The sequence below is a fragment of the Sinorhizobium medicae genome, from assembly GCF_007827695.1.
GTDB classification, from domain to species: Bacteria; Pseudomonadota; Alphaproteobacteria; order Rhizobiales; family Rhizobiaceae; genus Sinorhizobium; species Sinorhizobium medicae.
Genome location: NZ_VITA01000014.1, coordinates 25,265 through 45,731, shown reverse-complemented (window position 1 = coordinate 45,731; position 20,467 = coordinate 25,265). Strand labels below are relative to the sequence as shown.

19 protein-coding genes and 3 pseudogenes are annotated in these 20,467 nt (G+C 58.8%); 12 read left to right on the top strand and 10 right to left on the bottom strand.

The window, feature by feature from the left end:
- Nucleotides 1–7: 7 nt before the first annotated feature.
- Complete coding sequence (locus FB009_RS22040) at nucleotides 8–1,069, top strand: aldo/keto reductase (protein ID WP_011970500.1); 1,062 nt, start codon at nucleotides 8–10, stop codon at nucleotides 1,067–1,069.
- Between the two features lie 78 nt (nucleotides 1,070–1,147).
- On the opposite strand, the gene FB009_RS33240 is transcribed toward FB009_RS22040, so the two are convergent.
- The 5 genes from FB009_RS33240 to FB009_RS33685 are packed head-to-tail and all read right to left on the bottom strand — an operon-like array spanning nucleotide 1,148 to nucleotide 3,149.
- Nucleotides 1,148–1,381 (bottom strand): amidohydrolase family protein, encoded by a 234-nt coding sequence (locus FB009_RS33240; RefSeq protein WP_234705098.1) that lies wholly within the window; start codon nucleotides 1,379–1,381, stop codon nucleotides 1,148–1,150.
- Nucleotides 1,348–1,557, bottom strand: coding sequence for a hypothetical protein (locus FB009_RS33235; protein WP_234705099.1), 210 nt, complete (start codon nucleotides 1,555–1,557; stop codon nucleotides 1,348–1,350). Before FB009_RS33235 ends, FB009_RS33240 begins: the two co-directional genes overlap by 34 nt.
- Nucleotides 1,557–1,931, bottom strand: coding sequence for an amidohydrolase family protein (locus tag FB009_RS32805; protein ID WP_101798878.1), 375 nt, complete (start codon nucleotides 1,929–1,931; stop codon nucleotides 1,557–1,559). Before FB009_RS32805 ends, FB009_RS33235 begins: the two co-directional genes overlap by 1 nt.
- Before the next feature lie 28 nt (nucleotides 1,932–1,959).
- Nucleotides 1,960–2,715, bottom strand: coding sequence for an LLM class flavin-dependent oxidoreductase (locus tag FB009_RS33690; RefSeq protein WP_234838677.1), 756 nt, complete (start codon nucleotides 2,713–2,715; stop codon nucleotides 1,960–1,962).
- Nucleotides 2,712–3,149, bottom strand: coding sequence for an LLM class flavin-dependent oxidoreductase (locus tag FB009_RS33685; protein WP_234838678.1), 438 nt, complete (start codon nucleotides 3,147–3,149; stop codon nucleotides 2,712–2,714). Before FB009_RS33685 ends, FB009_RS33690 begins: the two co-directional genes overlap by 4 nt.
- Nucleotides 3,150–3,526: 377 nt before the next feature.
- Between FB009_RS33685 and FB009_RS22020 the strand changes: the two genes are divergently transcribed.
- The 4 genes from FB009_RS22020 to FB009_RS22005 all read left to right on the top strand — a co-directional run bounded on the left by FB009_RS22020 (nucleotide 3,527) and on the right by FB009_RS22005 (nucleotide 8,699).
- The gene (locus tag FB009_RS22020) at nucleotides 3,527–5,161 is read left to right on the top strand and encodes an ABC transporter substrate-binding protein (protein WP_011970501.1); all 1,635 of its coding nucleotides are present in this window, start codon (nucleotides 3,527–3,529) and stop codon (nucleotides 5,159–5,161) included.
- A gap of 98 nt (nucleotides 5,162–5,259) precedes the next feature.
- A complete protein-coding gene (locus tag FB009_RS22015; protein WP_011970502.1) occupies nucleotides 5,260–6,483 on the top strand; it encodes an acyl-CoA dehydrogenase family protein in 1,224 nt (407 codons plus the stop codon).
- Nucleotides 6,484–6,963: 480 nt separating this feature from the next.
- On the top strand, nucleotides 6,964–7,503 hold the full coding sequence (locus tag FB009_RS22010; RefSeq protein ID WP_018010760.1) for a potassium channel family protein: 540 nt from the start codon (nucleotides 6,964–6,966) through the stop codon (nucleotides 7,501–7,503).
- Between the two features lie 107 nt (nucleotides 7,504–7,610).
- Entirely contained in the window at nucleotides 7,611–8,699 is a 1,089-nt protein-coding gene (locus tag FB009_RS22005) for an AI-2E family transporter (RefSeq protein ID WP_011970504.1), read from the top strand.
- Between the two features lie 1,005 nt (nucleotides 8,700–9,704).
- Here FB009_RS22005 and FB009_RS22000 read toward each other — a convergent pair.
- The 3 genes and pseudogenes from FB009_RS22000 to FB009_RS33230 form a co-directional block, all read right to left on the bottom strand.
- Nucleotides 9,705–10,733 (bottom strand): DUF2955 domain-containing protein, encoded by a 1,029-nt coding sequence (locus FB009_RS22000; RefSeq protein ID WP_011970505.1) that lies wholly within the window; start codon nucleotides 10,731–10,733, stop codon nucleotides 9,705–9,707.
- Complete coding sequence (locus FB009_RS21995) at nucleotides 10,723–11,826, bottom strand: HlyD family secretion protein (protein ID WP_011970506.1); 1,104 nt, start codon at nucleotides 11,824–11,826, stop codon at nucleotides 10,723–10,725. Before FB009_RS21995 ends, FB009_RS22000 begins: the two co-directional genes overlap by 11 nt.
- 530 nt (nucleotides 11,827–12,356) lie before the next feature.
- Nucleotides 12,357–12,609, bottom strand: a pseudogene (locus tag FB009_RS33230) (GAF domain-containing protein); the annotation flags it as partial.
- On the opposite strand from FB009_RS33230, the gene FB009_RS32800 reads away from it, so the two are divergent.
- Entirely contained in the window at nucleotides 12,563–12,850 is a 288-nt protein-coding gene (locus tag FB009_RS32800; protein WP_101799467.1) for a FitA-like ribbon-helix-helix domain-containing protein, read from the top strand. The pseudogene FB009_RS33230 and the gene FB009_RS32800 overlap by 47 nt on opposite strands.
- Nucleotides 12,847–13,170, top strand: a pseudogene (locus tag FB009_RS32795) (PIN domain-containing protein); the annotation flags it as partial. The gene FB009_RS32800 and the pseudogene FB009_RS32795, both read left to right, overlap by 4 nt.
- Nucleotides 13,171–13,415: 245 nt before the next feature.
- Here the strand turns inward: FB009_RS32795 and FB009_RS21975 are convergent.
- Nucleotides 13,416–15,473: a putative bifunctional diguanylate cyclase/phosphodiesterase gene (locus tag FB009_RS21975; protein ID WP_011970510.1), complete on the bottom strand. Its 2,058-nt coding sequence runs from the start codon at nucleotides 15,471–15,473 to the stop codon at nucleotides 13,416–13,418.
- Nucleotides 15,474–15,483: 10 nt separating this feature from the next.
- Nucleotides 15,484–15,934: pseudogene (locus FB009_RS21970) on the bottom strand (MucR family transcriptional regulator).
- 273 nt (nucleotides 15,935–16,207) lie between these two features.
- Here FB009_RS21970 and FB009_RS21965 point away from each other — a divergent pair.
- From FB009_RS21965 to FB009_RS21940, 5 genes are all read left to right on the top strand, one after another.
- A complete protein-coding gene (locus FB009_RS21965) occupies nucleotides 16,208–16,822 on the top strand; it encodes a hypothetical protein (protein ID WP_011970511.1) in 615 nt (204 codons plus the stop codon).
- A 277-nt stretch (nucleotides 16,823–17,099) separates the two neighbouring features.
- A complete protein-coding gene (locus tag FB009_RS21960) occupies nucleotides 17,100–17,555 on the top strand; it encodes a transposase (RefSeq protein WP_011970512.1) in 456 nt (151 codons plus the stop codon).
- 248 nt (nucleotides 17,556–17,803) lie between these two features.
- The gene (locus FB009_RS21955; protein WP_011970513.1) at nucleotides 17,804–18,394 is read left to right on the top strand and encodes a hypothetical protein; all 591 of its coding nucleotides are present in this window, start codon (nucleotides 17,804–17,806) and stop codon (nucleotides 18,392–18,394) included.
- A 1,030-nt stretch (nucleotides 18,395–19,424) separates the two neighbouring features.
- Nucleotides 19,425–19,586: a hypothetical protein gene (locus tag FB009_RS21950; RefSeq protein ID WP_234887792.1), complete on the top strand. Its 162-nt coding sequence runs from the start codon at nucleotides 19,425–19,427 to the stop codon at nucleotides 19,584–19,586.
- Nucleotides 19,587–20,081: 495 nt separating this feature from the next.
- On the top strand, nucleotides 20,082–20,354 hold the full coding sequence (locus FB009_RS21940) for a helix-turn-helix domain-containing protein (protein ID WP_011970515.1): 273 nt from the start codon (nucleotides 20,082–20,084) through the stop codon (nucleotides 20,352–20,354).
- The last annotated feature ends 113 nt before the right edge of the window (nucleotides 20,355–20,467 follow it).

Below are 20,467 nucleotides of genomic sequence, written 5' to 3'. Positions count from 1 at the left end.
AACTTGAATGGTTGAGTATCGCTATCTTGGGCGCAGCGCCCTTAAAGTGTCGCCGCTGACACTGGGGTCCATGATGTTCGGCAACCAAACGCCGGACGACGTCGCCTTCCGCATCATCGACAAGGCGCGCGAACAGGGCATCAACTTCATCGACACGGCGGATGTCTACCACGACGGCAAGTCGGAAGAGGTGGTCGGGCGCGGTATCAAGTCCAACCGCGACCACTGGGTGGTGGCGACGAAGTTCGTCAATTCGCGTGCGAAGGGACCGAACCTAGGCGGCTATTCGCGCAAGTGGGTGTATCAGACGATCGAGAACTCGCTGCGCAATCTCGGCACCGACTATATCGACATCCTCTATTTCCATCGCGCCGTCTTCGATGCGCCGCTCGAAGAGCCGGTACGGGCGATCGCCGACCTGATCAAGGCCGGCAAACTGCGCTACTTCGGGGTCTCGAATTTCCGGGGATGGCGCATTGCGGAAGTCGCCCATCTCGCCGACCGGCTCGGCATTGACCGGCCGATCGCCAGCCAGCCGCTCTATAACATCGTCAACCGCACCGCCGAAGCGGAGCAGTTGCCGGCAGCTGCCGCCTATGGACTTGGTGCTGTGTCCTACAGCCCGCTCGCCCGCGGCGTTCTGACGGGCAAGTATAATCCCGGCGAAGCCCCAGCCGCCGATACCCGCGCCGGCCGTGGCGACAAGCGCATGCATGACGTCGAGTTTCGCGAAGAATCGATCGCGATCGCTAAGCAGATTGCCGCGCACGCTCAAGCCAAGGGCATTGCTTCCGCCGATTTCGCGCTCGCCTGGGTGCTGAACAACCGGCTGATCACCTCGACAATCGCAGGACCACGCACGGAAGAGCATTGGGACGCCTATATCCGCGCCCTCGATGTCAAGCTTGATGCGGAAGACGAGGCTTTGGTCGATCGGCTGGTCGCGCCCGGCCATCCGTCGACTCCGGGCTTCACCGATCCAGGCCACCCGCTCGAGGGCCGCGAACCGCATTTCGGAGCGGCGGAAGCCGAGATCATTCCGCTTGCCCGTTCGCAGCGCGTCGCCTGACGGGTCCCGGCCGGCGTCGGCCGGCCAACGGCAAATCGAATTGCAAAAAGCCCCGGATCGTTGATCCGGGGCTTCGTTTTACCGGGGCCTATTCAGCAGACGCCGCTTGATCGTGCCGCAGCCGAGGAGGCGCCGGGCATTGCCGCCGGCAACGAGACCCGCCTCGCGCTCGTTCAACCCGGCCTGCGCCAGGCTCTGTCGCAATTCGTGTCCGTTGAGCACTGCAAGGATCGGCCAATCCGTACCGGCAAGCACCCGTTCCGCACCGAAGAAACCGGTCAGCGTTCGGACGATGTCCGGATCATGCCCCATCGTATCGAAGTAGTGTTGGGCCGCCGTCCCAGGGCCCGCTCTGCGCGAGCGTAGATGCCGCCGCGCGCCGCCTGCACGATTGCGCCAAGACCGAGGGTCGCAAAGACCAGATGCAGGTCCGCCAGTTCGTCAAGAATTGGCGACTGGATCACCGACAGGAATGCGACGCCGTTCATCAAACCACGCCGAGCGAGTTGCCGAGATTGCCGGTACCGTTCAGGACCTCGGCGTTTGGGTGGGCGACCGGGTGCACGAAAACTGGAACCTTGTGCCGTGCCGCGACGTCGAGGGTTGGTCGGGCTGAGGGATCGGCGATGAGCTTGCCGTCGCGCGAACTGTCGATCACCAGGCCAGTCAGACCGAGGTCGACGATCGCCCATTCGGCCTCGCGGGCCGCTTCCTCGCCGGCGAAGGCATCGACGACGGCAAACCCAGTGAGCGTCGGATGCTCGCGAGAAAGCGTTGCGAGCCAGTCGTTGGCCTCCCTGACGGCCGTTAGCGGTACGTTTCCTTCCATTCCGAAGAGGCTTTCGATCGTCGCCCTGACCACGGCAAGCGATACGCCGCTTTGCTCAAGTTCATCGACGAGCGCCGGGGCGTGGCGATCTTTCGATGGATCTCCGGCGAAAATGCGCCAGCAGGTTTTTCGTATCTGCCGCCCGAGCGCCAGGCGGGCGGCCAGAGATGGGCATGGATGTCGACGATATCGAGCGGCGCGGTCGATCGGCGGCAACCTTTCTGGCTTCGCGTTCGGCGATCCCGGCCTTGACGAGCGGCACGACATCGCGGCCATAGGTGACGGTATCCTCCGTCGGGTAAAAACCCCGGACAAGGAAGTTTGTAACGCCGGCGTCACAGTAGTCGAGGATGGCGTCGGCGACCTGTTCGGGTGTGCCGACTAGGGTCGTCGAGTTTCCGCCGGCACCGCTTGCTTCCGCGACTTCGGTCCAGAGCCGCTTGTCCAAAACCTTGCCGCGGCTTGCGGCCTCCCGCAGGCGCACGGAACCGACATTTGACGGCAGTTTCTCGCCATTGCCACCGGTAGAACGCGCAACCTGCGATTTGATCTTTTCAAGGATATCCACGGCCTTTGCCCAAGCGGCGTTTTCGGTATCAGCCACGACGGTGCGGAAGGCGAGGGTGAAGCGGATATCCTCGGCGGCACGACCGTTGCCGAGCGCCGCGGCCCGCATCTTGGCGATGGTTTCCCTCGCGCCGTCGAGGGGTTCGCCCCAGAGCGCGTAAATATCCGCATGCTTGCCGGCGACTGCGATCGCCGCGTCTGACGAACCGCCGAAAGAGATCGGGATGCGCGGCTTCTGGTAGGGTTTCACCTGGCTGAAGGCACCCTTGAACCTGTAGAAGCGCCCCTCATGATCGAAGGCCGGTCGCTCTCCCAGACCTTCTTCAGTACCTGCAGATATTCATCGGTGCGGGCATAGCGAGTGTGGGGATCCTCGAAATCGCCGTCGCGGGCCCGCTCCGCGTTCGATCCGCCGGTGATGATATGGACCCACAAGCGGCCTTCGGAGAACTGATCGAGCGTGGCAAGCTGGCGCGCGTCGAGCGTTGGGGCCATCAGGCAGGCCGGTGGGCAAGCAGCGCCCCCGAGCCGCGCGGTCTGGCCGAAGACATAGGCCGCGATCTGGTTGTTGTCGGGCCATTGCGCAAATTGACCGATGAGCAGACGGTCGATGCCCGCCGCTTCCGCCGGCTGAACATGATTGCGGATATAGGCCTTGTCGATGACCGGCCCGGAGGCGGGCACAATGTCTGACCCTTCGGTTGGATGTATGGCCGATGAATTCGGGGCGCATGGAGAACTCATTCGATAAGCAAGCATGTAGATAATCTATTTTGTCGATTGCGTTTTGCCGGCGGATATTGGGATGGATTGTCGCGCTCACGTCCAAACGAGAACTTTTCCTCCATCGAACCAGTTTTGTCGTCGTGTCACCCTCTCCATGGGGAGCCCGGGGGACGCGGCAAACGGAGTGTCCTGAGTAGCTTTTTTCAGAAAAGCCTCGGACTTTGGAATTACACTCTATCTACAGATATAGTAGATTTTATATAGTCTGGCTGACACCCTGTCCGGGTGCCGGAAAATCGGCGTTGCCTCTGCTTCGCCTGCTTGGGGATACTCAGATGACATCAAGACAGACTGGTACTTTGAAGCCGACGCGCCGCGCGTTTTTGCTTTCCTCCGTTGCACTCGCGACCGCTATTGCCGTGCCATTGCTGCCGGTACCTTCGTTCGCCGCCGCCGAAGAGCCGGCGCGCGGCGGCAGCGTGTCGATCAATATTGGCACCGAGCCGCCGGTTCTGGTGCTCATCGCTCACAGTGCCGGCGCTGCCTATTACATTAGCGGCAAGGCAACCGAGAGCCTGCTGACCTATGACAAGGAGTTCAATCCTCAGCCGTTGCTCGCCACCGAGTGGACGGTGAGCGAAGACGGCCTGCGCTACTGGTTCAAGCTGCGCCAGGGCGTTCGTTGGCACGACGGCAAGGATTTCACCGCCGAAGACGTCGCCTTCTCGATCTTGGCGCTGAAGGAAAACCATCCGCGCGGCCGCGCGACCTTTGCCCATGTGAAAGAGGCCAATGTTCTCAATTCGCATGAGGTGGAACTGGTCCTTGCCAAGCCGGCACCCTACCTGCTGACGGCATTTGCAAGCTTTGAGGCGCCGATCGTTCCCAAACATCTCTACGAGGGCACGCAGATTGCGGAGAACCCGCACAACGTCGCGCCGATTGGCACCGGCCCCTACAAGTTCGTCGAATGGGTTCGCGGCAGCCACGCACTTTTCGTGCGCAACGAAGACTATTGGGGTTCGCCCAAGCCTTACCTCGACCAGATCATCTTCCGGTTCATCGTCGATCCCGCCGCAGCTGTGGCCGCGATTGAGACCGGCGAGGTGCAGGTCTCGACGGCCAACCTGCCGCTGACCGATATCGACCGCCTGAAGGCCAATCCGAACCTCGTCGTCGATACCGACCCGGCGCCGTATTCACCGAGCATTGCCCGCGCGGAGTTTAACCTTGAGAACAAGTATCTGGCCGACATCAAGGTGCGACATGCGATCGCGCATGCGATCGACAAGGATTTCATCGTCAACACCGTCTACCTCGGCTACGCCACCCGCCTCGACGGACCGGTCAGCCCCGACCTTGCGAAGTTCTACTCGCCGGACCTTCCCAAGTACGAGTTCGACCCGGCGAAGTCCGAGAAGCTTTTGGATGAGGCAGGTTACTCGCGCGGCGCCGATGGTGTTCGCTTCAAGCTATTCATCGATCCGACCCAGCCGTCCGGTCCTCCCAAGCAGACCGCGGAATACATCGCACAGGCGCTTGCCAAGGTCGGCATCAAGGTGGAACTGCGAACGCAGGACTTCGCGACTTTCGTCAAGCGCGTCTTCACTGATCGAGACTTCGACATCGCCATCGAGGGCATGAGCAATCTCTACGACCCGACCGTCGGCGTCCAGCGCCTCTACTGGTCGAAAAACTTCAAGCCGGGCGTCCCCTTCACCAATGGTTCCAAATATTCGAATCCCGAAGTCGACCGGCTGCTCGAAACGGCCGCCGTCGAGATCGACCCGAAGAAGCGGTTGGAACTCTTCAACGAGTTCCAAAAGCTGGTGGTGGAGGACTTGCCGACGCTCGATATCGTCACGCCGGCGGTGATCACCGTCTACGACAAGCGGTTGAAGAACCTGAAACTTGGTGTCGAGCATCTCTGGGGCAACGGGGCGGACATCTATCTCGACGGACAATCGTAAATGATCCCGGCGTAATCGTCGGAGGCGCCAGTGCAGCGCGGGCGGACCGGCTGCACTCTCCTGTTCTTCATTTTCTTCTTCATTTTCGGAGTTGACGTGTGACGATAACCAAGGCGCTGACCGAGTCCCGCCCAACACGCGCGGAACTTCTTGCGCGCATTCCTGTCTTCGTGTCCGAAGTCGCCAAGGGTGCGGCCGAGCGAGATCTCTCGCGTAAGCTCCCCTTCGAAGCCTTTGAGCTTTTCCGTGAACTGGAACTTGGGACCTTCCGTGTCCCGGTTTCGCTCGGTGGACCCGGCGGTTCGGTTGCCGACTATATCGAGATGATGGCCGCGATTGGCGCCGCCGATTCGAACGTCGCACATGCGCTGAGATCGCATTTCAACTATGTCGAAAACGTCATCTTAAGCGAACCTAGCGAACGCGATGCCGGTGCGATTGAATTGATCCTCGCTGGAAAGCTCTTCGGCGGTGCCCACACCGAGCAGGGCACCGCCCGTCCTGGACAGGTGACGACGACGATTGTCAGGCAGGGTGAAACCTATAGGCTCAATGGCCGGAAATGGTACGCCACCGGAACGGCCTTCGCCGATTTTGCTTCGTTCAGTGCGCTGGATGAGGAAGGGCAGGCAGTCGGTGTTCTGCTGCCAGTCGACAGGCAAGGCATCACCATTCTCGATGATTGGGATGGCATGGGGCAGCGACTAACGGCAAGCGGCAGTGTAATCCTCGACAATGTCGAGGTATTTCCGCACGAACTGGCCCGCCGAACCCTCGACAGTCTCGTTGGTCGCCATTGTTCGACGCTGCGCCAGTTGCATCTGGCGGCGAGCGCCGCCGGCGCGGTGCGCAATGTTCTGTCGGATGGGCTCGCCTATGTCCGGAAACAGGCGCGCTCCGCCGCCCATAGCAACGCCGAAACGGCAAGTGACGATTCTTTCGTCCAGCAGGTCATCGGCGAAATCGCTGCGAATTCCTTTGCTATCGATGCGGCAGTCGCAACAGCTGCGGAGGCGCTGGACCGCTCGGCTGCCGCACTCGGTGTGGGGACGGATGTCGAGATTGAGGATGCCTTGATCGCCAGCGCGCTTGCGACGGCGCGAACGCAACTGGTTCTTGGTCAGCTCGGATTGCGAAGCGCCGGGCGCATGTTCGAGCTGGGGGGCGGGTCGGCGACCTCCCGCAACAACAACTTCGATAGGCACTGGCGCAATATCCGCACGATCCTCAACCACAACCCGCTGCTGCACAAATCGCGTGTGCTGGGCGATTACCTGCTGAACGGCACGACCACGCATCTGAGGGAAGGGAAGGTGTTTTGAGGAACCCCTGCGAGCACCACCTCTGGTGGGGCGAACGAGACCAAGACAACAAGCGCAGTCGGCAAGGAACTGAACACACGCGTTCAGCCAACAGGAGGCCCGCTGGTTATGATGGGGGAGCATTTCGCCCGATGAAGAGATGCGTCGACGACACGCTACTTCGCGGCAGCCGCCAAGCGAGAGTATAATCCGAACTATAGCGTCCCCGAGCGGTAGACAATCCGATGAGCATGGTAGATAGTTTTCTGGGAGACCCTATCGGGGCGAAGCTTCCCATGGATTTCACATATTGATCTTGGCCTCTAAACAAAGCTTCACCAGATCAAATCGGTTCGAAGCGACACGAGGGTTCGAACAAGTACCCAGCGGGCATAGGTTTAAAGCCACTCGGCGATCACTTCGAGTCAATTACTTATTGGAGAACAGGGGTTCCGAAGGGGCTGGCGACCATACATCGGAGTTGCTACGTCACGCCGTTGGATGAGGGTGATCGTCCAGCGCGACTGGAGTTGGCAAGCAGCTTCGTTCGATGAAAACGGGATGACATGGCATTTGTTGCCAAAAGGGCGGACAAAGATGTTACATCAGCTTGTCACGGCCACTGGCGTGCTGCTCACCACGATCTTTATTCACGGCGTGGCAGTTATGCTATTGTTCCGTATAGGACGGGGCCCCCTTACCGATACCGGCAAACTTCCCGCGTACATGCGGCTGGGTGTCAGTTGCTTTTTTGTGACCGGCTTTGTGATTGCGCACATAATCGAGATCATAGTGTGGGCGACGGCATATCGGCTGGCAGGCGAATTGCATAACTTTGAGGAAGCCGTGTATTTCTCGGCGATTACCTTCGCCACGATTGGATACGGCGACATAACGCTATCGCCCGAGTGGCGGCTCGCCAGTGCCATTGAAGGTGTAAACGGAATACTGTTGTTCGGCTGGACCACGGCATTTCTTTTCAAAGTCTCGGAAATATGGTTCTCGCGGCGCGCTGCGCAACTAGATGTCGCCCAACCGTGAAACAATGGCTTGCGGTGCGAAACCGCTCCGAGTGCATGAAAGCCATGTATTCGACCTTTGCGTCTGCCGGGCCTCACTGACTTCTGATCCAAACCAGGAGGTGCGTTATGCAAGAAATGCGTAGTGATCACGGTCAGCACCAGAAAATCATCGAGATCGCCCTGGCATTGCTGCTGGTGTCCATACTGATTGCCGCGACCTTCTGGGTATTGCTACCCTTTGTCGGGGTCCTGACCTATGCGGTCATTCTTGCCACAGCCACGGCTGGGTTGTTTGATCGCATGGTTGACCTGCTGAACGGAAGGCGCCGCCTGGCTGCGGTGATATTCGGCGCTGTCGCCGCGACTATTACCGTCGTGCCGCTGATCTTCCTATGTTCTTCGGTTGCCAGCCAGTTGGGCGTTGCCGGAGCGTGGCTGAGTGCAGCGAGCACCCGCGGAATCCCCAACCTGCCCGAGTGGGTTGCAGGACTTCCGCTGGTCGGAAGCAAGGCAGCGGCAGCGTGGCAGGAACTGCAGCGCGAAGGCTTGGAGTTGTTGGAGCGGTATCAACCCCAGCTCGCCGCTGCGGGGCGCTGGCTCCTCAATCTCGGGACGGGTCTTTTGCTGGCTGTCCTTGAAATTTTCGTGGGTGTCGTGTTGGCCGCGATATTTCACGCATCGCGCACCTGGGCGTTGGGTTTTGTATCGGCCATCATGGTACGCATCGTCGGGCCAAAGGGGCCGGAACTGCTGAGTGCCGCGGGAAAGGCCATAAGCGGCGTTGCAATCGGCGTAATTGGAACGGCCCTGCTCGAGGGCGTGTTGGCCTGGATCGGCTTCGTAATCGCCGGCGTTCCTGGAGCGGTTGCCTTGGCCGCCGCAACGTTCTTTCTGGCGGTGATTCAGATTGGACCGCTTCTGGTGTGGTTGCCGGTGGCGATCTGGCTGGGCGCCGAGGGACAGACCGGTTGGGCGATTTTCATGGTTGCATGGGGGATCATTGTGCTCATGGGCACAGACAATATCGTCAAGCCCATGCTGATCGCGCGTAGCGGCCAGTTACCGATGCTCGTGCTGTTCATCGGGGTCATCGGCGGCCTGGCAGCATGGGGCTTTACCGGCATGTTTATCGGCGCGACGACGCTGGCAGTGCTTTGGACTGTGTTGCAGGCTTGGCTCGGCACTAACAAGGGGCCAGTCTCTGCCACCTCCTGAGTCGTGTCCTACGATTTTGATGCTATTTGTTAGCGTGTTGGTGGTCGAAGGCAGCAGGCCAGATCTTCTGATCTCCGATCACCAGACGCAAACTCAACGCGTCGGCCGCGGTGAAGCTCCGTTCGAGCTTCGCGTTCTCTACGCTCCACCCCGACCGCCCAGTGTCATCCAATCGGCGCCCTACACAGCCTTGCGGTGTCGGCTGGCAGGCAGTTCGCAGGGGATATCTACTTTAGTTAGGCTCCCGACAGGCGCGCGTGGCCTGCATGGCACCGTCCGTTCCGGCAGGACTCAGCGCGAATGGATCACACCCCTCAGGCGTGATCGTCAGCGTCTTCTTCTTGGCAGGAGCAGGCCTTGATGCTGCGCTACGGCTTAGACTCGATGAGATCGTCTCCCTGTTGCCCATTGGCCGTTCGGCTCCACGCGGCTGGCTAGTCCCAGTATTCTCCGAGCGGTCAGCGACAAAGGAATCTGAGATGCATGCGGGCACCTTGCCGGCCCCTACCGCCTCGCCGCGCAATGCGATGTTCGTTCATTCGGCGAAGTGCGGCCCGACCCAACGAGCGTTCATCGAATATGCGACATGCGGATGAGTGTCGCCGAAATTGTCTTGGGGAGCACTGCCGCGGACAGGCGAATAGCTCATTTACCCTTCGATCGGCGACGGCTTGTGCGAACTCAACTATCGAAACAGAAAATGAGCCGCGCAGTGTCATTTCGAATTCCTCCTGGAGCGCTGGGCGTGGCGTCTGCAGCGTCTTCGAATGGTCAGTCAATGCGGGTCTATCGTGCCTTTGACAAAAGGCATCGCAGACGCATTGTCGGTCAATGACGCGCATCGCTGCAAATAACAACTTCTGATTATGTTGCTGAGCCGCGCCGGTTTGGGGTTACGCTCAATGGCCGCCAAATCCAATTGCTCTGGTGGGTTGGAACAAGGCGAGAAGAAGCGTCCAAGCGCGAAGCGCCATCGAGAATGGAATCTCGGAGAGATCTCGCACGTCATTTGGCGTGACTTTCTCGTGGTTCCGATTGCGGCCAGAAGATGAGAGCCATCAGCAGCGCATAGATCAAAGCCGCGCCGACAAATACAATGCGGGTCGCGAAGGACTCGGCGGCACTGCCCGGCACCGGTGACACGCCAAGTCCAAACAGGATCAGGAATGTCGTGAGAGCGCCTGCGAACATCTTGGCGTCTTGCGAACTTGCAGCGGCGCGTCCGCCGAGGATCAATGACACCACGAGGACCATGAGGAAGATCGAGAACAGTTCTGGACGCAAAGTAAGTATGGCATAGGCAATGGATGCCAGTATCCCTCCGAACAGATTGATGATCACAAGGCCGATTGCCACGCGGCCGCTCGCACCGACGTCGAGTTGGCCGAGCAGCGATGCGATGGTAATGGGGATCACCATCGCAGCGGACAGTTGATCGTTGATCAGGCAGACCGCCACCGCCACCACCAATATCGCAGTATTCGCCAGTGCTCGCCAATAGGAAGGGGGCCTGACTGTTGCCGAAGCTGCCGAGGCGCGCGTCGAAATTGGCTCCGGAATCACCGCATGGGCGAGCCACATCAGAAGCGTGCCGCCGAGGATGCCACTTACAAGGATCGACAGGATCGAATTCGCGAGGTCTTCGTTCAGGATGCCGATCAAAGGAACCATGATTGCGACCACCTGTATAAGGAAGATCGCAGGCCCCCCTTTTCCCGCAGACTGGGCCAGGAAACAGAAGAAGTAGATCAGCGCCAGCAGGATCAGGAAGGGCGCGGGGCGATCGCCGAACAGCTTGGTCAGCAGCATCATGCCGACCCCTGTGAAAAAGATCAGCAAGGCCGCCCCCAATGTCTTCACAAGAGGCATCGGAGCAGTGCTTCCCAACAGGAACTGTGCGGCAAACAGGGGTACGAGGAACGGCACGATCGCACCCATTGCGACGGCGGACGTGAACCCCAGCGTGACCGCAAATGTCACCCGCAGTCCCTTTCGACGCTGCTCGGCAAACGGATCGTCGCGATCAGCCCACATAGGTCAGCACCGAGACGATGCGGATCCAAAGCCAGCCCCAGGCATTGGTTATTGGATGCTCGCCGGTGTAGATCACGACGGTTGCCTGCGACCCATAGCGGATACCTTGCGGCCGCTCCCCATCCATGACTAATCGGACGGGAAAGCGCTGCGCCTCCCTGACCCAACCGCTGTCGTTTCGGATCGTCGGCAGACCCGTCCCCGGATCGGATCCCTCCTGCGACACTCCAGCGCCGACGCTTTCGACCTTGGCAGGAAAGAGCCGCCCCGGGAGCGCATCGAAAAGAACCTCGGCCCGGTTGCCGGCGACTACATTCTCCAGGCTGTTCTCCTTGAAGGCGGCGTAGATCCAGAACGTTCCGATGTCTATGAACGTCATCGCCGCCTGGCCAGCCGAGACAACCTTGCCAATGGAGAGCTGCAGATTGGTGACGGCGCCCGCCGACGGCGCACGGACGATCGTATGCAACAGATCGAGCTGCGCGAGCTCCAGTGCTGCAAGCGCCTCGCGAATCTGCGGGTTGTCCCTGCCTGCGGGACCAAGCTCCTCCTTGGCTCTGGCAAGCTCCGCCTCGGCCGCCGTGACCGACGCCTCGGCCTGATCGTAAGCGGACTTGGCCGCGTCATACTGGGCTCTGGAGAACACTTCTCGCTTTACCAGTTCTGAAGCCCGCGCATACTCGTCACGCAGATGGTCCCGGTCTGCCTTCGCCTGCACGAGATTGGCCTGCGCGGCATCGACCGTCGCGGTCGACGCGCCAATACTTTGCCCTACGCTCTCCAGCGCGGCTTCTGCATCCTCAACGGCGAGCCGGTATCGCTCAGGATCGATGCGGAAGAGGACCTGGTCGGCTTCCACCCACGAATTGTCGGAAACGGTAACCTCGACCACCCGCCCCGTCACTTCCGACGCGATCCCCACGACATAGGCCTGGAACTGTGCCTGGGAAGTGGAAGGAGTCCGCCTCTCCATGAAGACCGACAGGACAAAGAGGATGAGCGCCAGGAGCACTATGATAAGCGCCGTCCTGCGCAACGGATTGCGACCGGCAGCGACAGCTGCGGGTCGGTTTGAATGCGGGGTTGTATCCACGACCGCTGCTTCCTTCGAAAGACGCTGTTCAGCGTGCGAACCGTACTGCGGAGCGGCACCACCGGGGCCGAACTGGATGACTGCATGTTTCAAAGTGCTACAGCGACGCTTGTGCGTCCAATAAGAAGCCGGCGCGCGCTGTAGCCTTGCATACTACACTTTGTTAGCAGAGAAGTCGTCCGGCTAGACGGCGGGTGTCGTGCATGTATAAGGCCGGATCTTCTGAGGCTTTCGCGAGCGCTCTGGAGCTTGCTTCGGATGTGACGAGGTTAGCTTTTTTAATGAGGATGTGTGAAAACTCGGCATCGTCCGAAGTCTTGAGAACGTCGTTTCCGCATTGTGCCAAATCGAATTCGGTACCGGTGCGCCTATTCTGATGCGCTCGCCATTGTGAGTATTCAGCTATCGAGTCTGGTCCGGCGTAGGTGACGTTTTCTCCGTCTTCGAATTCGAATTCAGGACGCGCGTTTGCGACAGCACTTCTCAAAATAGGACCGCCGACCGTCGCCGGCGGCCTTGTGACTCAGCTGCAGCTTTTCCGTTTGGATTAACCTATCCTGCGCCGTCCTCAGATCCTTGAGTGATCGCGACAGCTCCTCGGTTCTTGCCTGCACCTCCTGGAACAAACGTACGTTTTCGATCGCGATCGCTGCCAGGGTCAGCGAAAGTCGATGCCAGCTCGACTTGTTTCCCTGTGACGGGACGTACCGTTGAGCGGGACAATGCCAGCACGCCGATTGGACTTCCTTCGCGCAAGAGCGGCACGCCGAGCGCCATCCTGACAGTACGGAATGTTCCTGATGAGGTGCATCGCGCTTTGCGCGTGCGGGCGGCGATGCACGGCCGCAGCACCGAGGCGGAAGTCCGCGACATTCTGGAAAGTGCGGTAAGGCCGGAGCAGCGGGTTCGCATGGGGGATGCCTTGGCTGGGGTCGGCAGGCGGCTGGGACTGACCAATGATGATTTCGCAGTGTTTGATGAGGTGCGTGACAAGTCGCCGGCAGAGCCAATGAGGTTTAAATGATCGTCTTGGATACAAATGTCGTCTCCGAGGCGATGAAACCAGCCCCCCATCCGGCCGTGCCACTTTTGGCTGAACGATCAGGTCGCTGAGACCCTGTATCTGTCCAGTGTGACGTGGGCGAACTGCTGTTTGGCATCGGTGCTTTGCCGGATGGCCGGCGCAAGAAAGCTCTGACCGAAACGCTCTACGGGGTGCTCGAACTGTTTGGCGATCGCGTGTTGCCGTTCGACATCGGAGCTGCTGGGAATTTTGCGGACTTAGCCGTGAAGGCCCGAGCGGCCGGCAAGGGGTTCCCGACGTCCGACGGATATATTGCCGCCTGATGTGCCCGCACGCAGTAATCTGCAGTCTTCTGAGATGCGGCTCTCGTTTTCTGAAGCGGGATGAGATTTTGCCGCTGAGTGGCAAGCGCATGAGCGATCCGAGGCTCTTTGGGAGGGATCGTTGCGGCCAGCGAGGAACAACCGCGAAATTGCGTCGACGCTACGCTCCTGCCGTTCGCATGCTCTTGTCGTATGGTGGGAGAATGCGTTGCCCGCCGTTGCCGTTGTTTTGCTCCCTGTTATCAAGCGACGCGCTGATGTCGCGGAGTGTCACTCTGCGCCGGCTGGCGGTTTTGCGCGAGATCGCCGATCGGTGATGGCCTTCCCAACAGATAGCCTTGCCCTTCGTCGCATCCTTCCAAGCGCAAAACCGACATCTGCTCGTCGGTCTCTATACCCTCGGCTAGGACGGGAATATCCAAGCTTTTGCCGAGGGCTAGCACTGCTCTTACGATAGCCTTGGACTGGCGGTCTGATTCAATGCCGTCAACAAAGGCTCGGTCGAGCTTGATCTTGTCGAAGGGAAAAGATCGCAATGTTTCGAGCGAAGAATAGCCGCTTCCGAAGTCGTCCAGGGCCAAGCCGACCCCCAGTGCTTTGATCTGGCCGATGATATGCAGCGAGCGACCCTTGTCCTTTATCAATGCGGTTTCGGTAAGCTCCAGTTCCAGCCGCTGGGGAGGCAAGCCGGTTTCAATCAGAACCTCATGTACCAGCCGAGGCAAATTGGCATCCATGAATTGGACGGCTGAGACATTAACGGCCACACGGCAAGGCTTATCCCACGTTACAGCGTCCATGCAGGCCCGGCGAAGTACCCAGACCCCGAGGGACCGAACCAATCCATTCTCCTCGGCAATCGGAATGAACTCGGATGGCGGAATGGGCCCGAGCTGCGGATGGGTCCAGCGCAAAAGCGCTTCGTAGCCCTGGACTTCGCCGGTTGAGAGGGACTTCTGCACCTGGTAGTGAATGGCGAGCTCGTCCTGCTCCAGCGCGTGCCGCAGTGCCTCGCCCAGCTGCCGTCGTTTGCGCACGGACGCGCCGATCCCCGAGTCATAGAAGCATGGCACGTCCAGAAAGGTGTGCTTTGCGTGATACATAGCGAGATCAGCATTGTTGACCAGCTCGTCGGGAGCTTCGGCATCGTCCGGCCAGATGGCAGCTCCCATGCTTGCACCTACCGTCACCTCTATGTTGCCAACACGGATGGGCCGGCCGAAAATCTCCGCAAGCCGGTCGGCAAATGCGGAGACTTCTTTCTTTGTTACACATGTCTTCACTGCTGCGAACTCGTCGCCGCCCAAGCGCGCCACAAACTCGTCGCTATCGAGGGATTGCGCCATGCGACGCGAGACGATGCGAAGCGCTTCATCGCCCGCGCTGTGCCCGAGCGTGTCGTTGATTTCCTTAAAGCGATTGAGGTCGATGCCAATGACCGCGAACTTGCGGCCGGACCCTCGAGCTTCATGAAGAACCTCAATCAGTCGGTCTGTAAAGCTGATGCGATTGGGCAGACCGGTGAGTGCGTCGTGGGCGGCCATGTAACGAAGCTGTTGCTGCGAGTGTGCGCGAACATCGGTGTCGATTAGATAGCTCGCCATACCGGCACCGACGACGATCAGAGCCACAATCGCAATAGCGAGGCCGAGGGCGAGAGCGGCGGCCGGGGAGACCTCAGGAAAATTGCTTGTCAGGGGCGTGATACGATACGCCGCCATTCCGGTAAAATGCAGACCCACGATGCCCATGACAAAGAGCGTCACGGCCATCCAGAAACGTTGCGCCCGCAGATCCGGCCGCGACACCAGGGCTACCGCCACTGCTGAACATACCACCGGGAGCAGTATCGAAGCGACGACGTAACCAAGCTGCCATTCAATCAACCCCATGACACTAAAGGCGAACATTCCGGTGTAGTGCATTGCTGAATACGACAGCCCGACCACAGCGCCTCCAAGCGGGGCGAACATGCGGTTCGCTCTTATGCCACTGATGGAGAAACTGGCAACGAGGCCACCCATGGCGATCACCAATGACAGCAAAGTCATAACTGGATCGAATGAAACGGGCGCGGAAGGTTCGTATGCCAGCATGGCGACGAAGTGGGTTGTCCATACGCCGCCACCGCCAGCGACCGCCGCTAGAAACTGCCAGCCGAACCTCTGCCCACCAGAGGCGCTTACCGCACGGTTCAGCAGTCTCAGAGTTATTGCCGAGCCAAAAAGACAAATTAGCGCCGCCACGGAGACCAATAGCAGGTTGTGTTCGTTTGTGATGCAGCTCATTACGGTCATCATCGGTGGACGCCTAAACCCCGTTTTCTTTGCGGAAACGTGTAAGAAAATAGCCTGCAGAGGTTAAGAAAGGTGCCCTTGGCAAGGTCGCAAGAGGTGAATACAGGCCAGTATGGCCGGATTGACAGATTCGTTGTCGAGCATAGCTAGGAGCAATCATGCGGTAGTCATCTGGGAGGCCCCACTTTTCCCGGTATTGCTCCGCAGTGCGGCCGTACTGTCCATCAGGTGGCGCCTCAGGGACTTGAACTTTTCACCATCCTCTAGGCAGATGATGAAATCGACTGTCACGGACTTCTTGATCGGAACGGCGGGCGCTGTTCTCCAACGGCCGGCTCAGCCTGATGTCGCGGAGATGGTCCGCTCAGAGAGGAAAAGATCTGCTGGATAGGATCCGGCAAATCGCCGACAGGAACCGCATTGCCACTTAGAGAGGCTGCGACGATCCGGCTTGTCAGCTCCAGCTTCCGCTCCGCATTGCTCGAAACCGATTGCTCAAAATCGTCTCCTTTGCTTGCTGCCGCTCAGCCCAGTTTGGTCGATGTGCAGGTATTTCGGCCGCAAGGAAGGCGCGGACGGTTGTTTCTGACGGAATTCCGGGTGTGTCCTACACAACCGACCTCATTCTCATTGCCAGGGTCTGACTGGGTTTCTATCCTGACGCATGATCCGCACCCGCTGGTGCACCGAACTCGAGGACTGGGAGCCGGGTCCGGCTGCCTGAAGATAGGAACACTATGAAAGCACCGTGGAAGTTCCTCGCGCAATTGACGTCGCGTCGACCATCGTTGAAAGCGCAAGAGAGTTCGCTTGGGAATGACGCTGATCCCAAGGCTCACGGGGGCGAAGTGGAGCATACGTCCGCACTTCCGCACAATTCGACGATCGCTGCCAGCCCACCTGCTCGCGAGGAGGACGTCTCGATTGATCAAGGGTCGGTCGCATTCGGGCATTCGGATAAGACAATAGGCGATGACGTTGTCTCACAGGATCTGGAACCGCCAATCGATGCTGAAGAGGCTCAAACACTGGGGCCCTATGAAGCTAACCATTTGGGTGCCGAAGCGAATTTGCTGGTTCCGCAAAGCGCTGCACGCACGAAGTTGGAGAGCAAGCAGCAGACCAAGCGTCGAGACCGTGGGAAGAGAGGCAACTTCAACGTGGCTAAGCAGCGCGCTGTCGCTCCAAAGTATCATCAAAGCTTGCCACCCTCGTCTTCGAGTGACTTGTTTTTCGATGAAGTGGCAAGTCTCGACGAAGAAATCAAAATTCTGAGGATCCAGCTCGCCCAAAAGCTTCATCTTCAGAACGTTCAGCTTAAGAAGATGCTTGAGCGATTTGAAGTTTCCTGAGCTTGGCGTCGGTCCCGATAAGTGCAAACTTGCGCCGTCCTTGCTCGGCGCCAAAGCCCTGCCGCCATTCAATTGCATCAGTTCGAGAGCCTGCTGAGCCGCCGGCCATTGTTGGAATAGATTCGAGCGTATATTGCCGTGCCGGTGCTGCGCCTCAGGACGGCCTCTACGCACTAGTCAAACATCAACTATCTGTAAAGCAGGACTCTGCTGGTTGTGTTGACTTTGTGGAGCACTCAGCCGAAAACAGGCGATGTACTAAAGGAAGGAATTGCTGATGGCTGACGAGAGTAATACGGGACCAGTTGCTGCGGCTGTAGTGACGGACACAGAGATGAAACCATCAACGACTAAGAAGCGGAGGTCGCCACGGCCTCAGAAGGCGTCTGCCGAACCAGCTCAAGCAAAGACGCCCGCCGCTAAACGCAGGGGGTATACCGAGCAAGAAAAGAGCGAGAAGCTCAAGCAGATCGAGACACAAGTCAGCGAAGGCAGCACCCTAAAGGATGCCATCAAGAGCGCCGGCATATCAGAGCAAACCTACTATCATTGGAAAAGTGCTGCGAAGCCTGGCGAGCAAAAGGGCACCAAGGACCCTGGGCCCCTCCCGGCCGGCGATGACCTGGCAGCTCTTGTAGAGCTCGAAGAGGAAAACCAGAGGCTCCGCAAGCTGCTGGCGGAGAAGCTGCGTGCGGAAAATGCCGAGCTGCGCAAGAGGCTCGGTCTGGACTAACCGGGACCGGGAGTCCGCCGGGCGGCGTTTCCTCGGCGTGTTTCGTTTTAGCCGAAAGCTTGTTTTCGCCTCTGGCCGCGGCAGACGAAGCTGTGCTATTCACCGTTCTTGCCGGGTGAAAGGCGTGCCCGCTTGCGAGGTTGGCGAGCGGTTGAACCACGTTACGAATGGCTGTATTGGTGCGCCAGCAGGAATGCAGCGGCGCCAATCGGCGTTCATTTTTACACGACTCGTGGGATCAAAAGCAGATGAAGACGCCACAACGAAGGTTCGTTGTTGAATTCAAGTCGGGGCGACGACAGCCAAAAACCAAAGCAAACTCAATCTGGGGAGACACAGATCTCAGGGCTTTGGCCCGGGAAGTGGAAGAGAAGGCGTCGCATCTGTTCAGTTCAAATGAGGCACCGTTGACCCCTGATTCAGCTGAAATGGGGCTGGCTGATTCGTCAAATGCGGCTTCTGCCAGCGAAGACGGCGGCGATGTCGCAGTTGTGCCGTCCTCCGAAGGTGCAGAGACTGAAATCCTGAAGCATGCTGCCGATCTTTCGGTGGCGGCCGAAGCTGTGGCTCAAGTGCCGGAGAGCCAACCAGCATCCCAGCGTCGAACGACAACCGGCACTCGTCGAAAGCGCGCCCCCGCCCAGGCGATTGCGCACAATTCGGAGCTTGGGACCGAGGCTCGAAAGCCGCAGAACGGGACTGTCGACAATCCGATCTCCGTCGACGAGCTTGCCACGCTGGACGCAGACAACAAGCGCCTCAAGCGGTTACTGGCTGAACAGCTTCGTGAACAGAACCTTCGGCTGAAGAAGATGCTTGAACGCTTTGACGCCAAATAGCAAGGTCGCAACACTGGCATCGCAGTGGGCCGCTCGCATGAGGATCGGCAGCGGCTTCAATTTCCCATACCGCCTCGTCGACAGAGCTCATGGAGGATGACAACGGGGCCATCTCCGCTGCAACTCGTTAGGCGTAAGACTTCAGTCCTATTCCAAACGAGTCGTAGGCTCTTATTTCCCGCGGAATGACCAAAAGAAGATTGACGATGATCATTCTATTGCTGGTACTCGTCCTGCTCGTGATCGCGCTCTACGGCTTTCTTGGGATTCAACAGCTAATCTAACCGCATATTGGAACCGTCGAGAGAGAGCGTGAGGCCGATTGACGGCGGTCACCATGAAGCAAGTCAACGAGCCCCAGCTCCCAGACTTACTCATCAAACTACGATCCACGCCAGGACGAACAGCGCAATGACCGTAAGGAGAATTACGATACCAGCGACGTTGAGCGAGTGCATTCGGGCTGCCTCTATCTTTCGCGCTCAACCCTGCAGGCGGCGGTTTGTTTCAAATGGGCTGCGAACGCGCGCCAAAGCATATTTGCCGACGGGTCTAGTTCCTCGTCGGCCGTGAAGCGAAATCAAGGACTCTTTAATAGCTGAATGGCCGTGGCGTCAGCCCTCGCTTCAATTCAATGAGCGCTTGGAACCGCGGATCACGCATGCACGGCGCCAGGCAACTGTCGTTCTTCATCCAATCGACGATTTTCGGGCATGTTGGAAATTGGCGCCAGACGGCAGGCTTCCGTCAACTCAGTCCACGAGCATGCCCTTCAGTTCCAAAGTTCGTACGGTTTTGCAAAGCGAGTTCGTTGCTAAACTCCGCCATGCCCCCGCTGCCGTACCGATGGTGAACACGAAGGGTATATCGCGACGACGAAGAGCTTCGGCCACCGGAATCGACTTGCTTCCGTCTTGGTATGGCCCCTCTCAATGTCTCGTGAGAGGCCAAATTGCCAGAACGGCTCAGCCGAGCACCGACCATCAAATCCGCCCGGGAACGGTCCCAACTGACGGCAAGCGAAGTGCCGATGTTTCGCAACCACCTCAACGAAGCCATGTTCTTCTACCAACAGGAGCTCAACTCGCTTGAGCCGAAGGAAGTGAGTGGACTGCCGGCGGCAAAGGACAATGCCTTCCGCATGGCAGAAGAACTCGTCAATCTTGTAATCGATGCGAGGGCCGTGGCATGAGTGGCAAGGATCTAGGTTTCGGCGGTAAGCTCGCCAACATCACTCCAGACAAGGATGACGCCCCGGGATTCCGGACGCCAAGGTCGACGAGATTGTTGACCGCCACGGTTTTGTTCCTCGCGAACCAATCCAGAAGCTGACTCATCGAAAACCTTCCGCGCCATCTGCCAACCTCAACATTCGGCCGCCTGTTACGACCTTCAACCGCTTTCTTCAGTTTTGTGAAATGAACCGGATGTCGTATCCCGCGGCTTTGCAGAAGCTGATGCATCGGGCGGGCGTCTAGAAAGGTGTCTGTGTTGGCGTCAGATCTATGATGCGTCAACATTGACGCGCGTCAATCAATTGTCCGCACCGGACTGAAGTTTCCCATGGCACGTTCGACCCTGTCGGGAAGAATGTGCGCCTCACTCGTTTAAGCTTCCCGATCGGTAAGTTTTGCATCGAAAGCGAGCGAGTCTTCCTGTACGGTAAGCCGTTGCTGGGAGATGCTCGATGTTCAGGTCCGCACGCGATTTCGGCGATGCCGTCAGGGAGAAACGGAAAGTCCTCGGCTGGACCCAGGCAGAGCTTGCCACCCGTTCGGGTACGGGTGAACGTTTCATCGTCGAGCTCGAATCTGGCAAAAGAAGCTGCCAGCTCGAAAAAGCTCTGATCGTTGCACGAACAGTCGGCATCGAGATCGGCGACCTCAAAACAGCCCAAGCGCCTTCAGCTGCGTTGGACGATGACCTCGGCTTCCTGCCGACCTTCGGGGATGGTCGATGACAACCATCTTCTACGAAACTTCGCCCGTCGCTGAGATGACTTTCGAAGGGGAATGGCGTCTTGACTACGATCGATCTGGGAAGCGCGCCGCTCGGCTTTCCCAATTTCGCTGA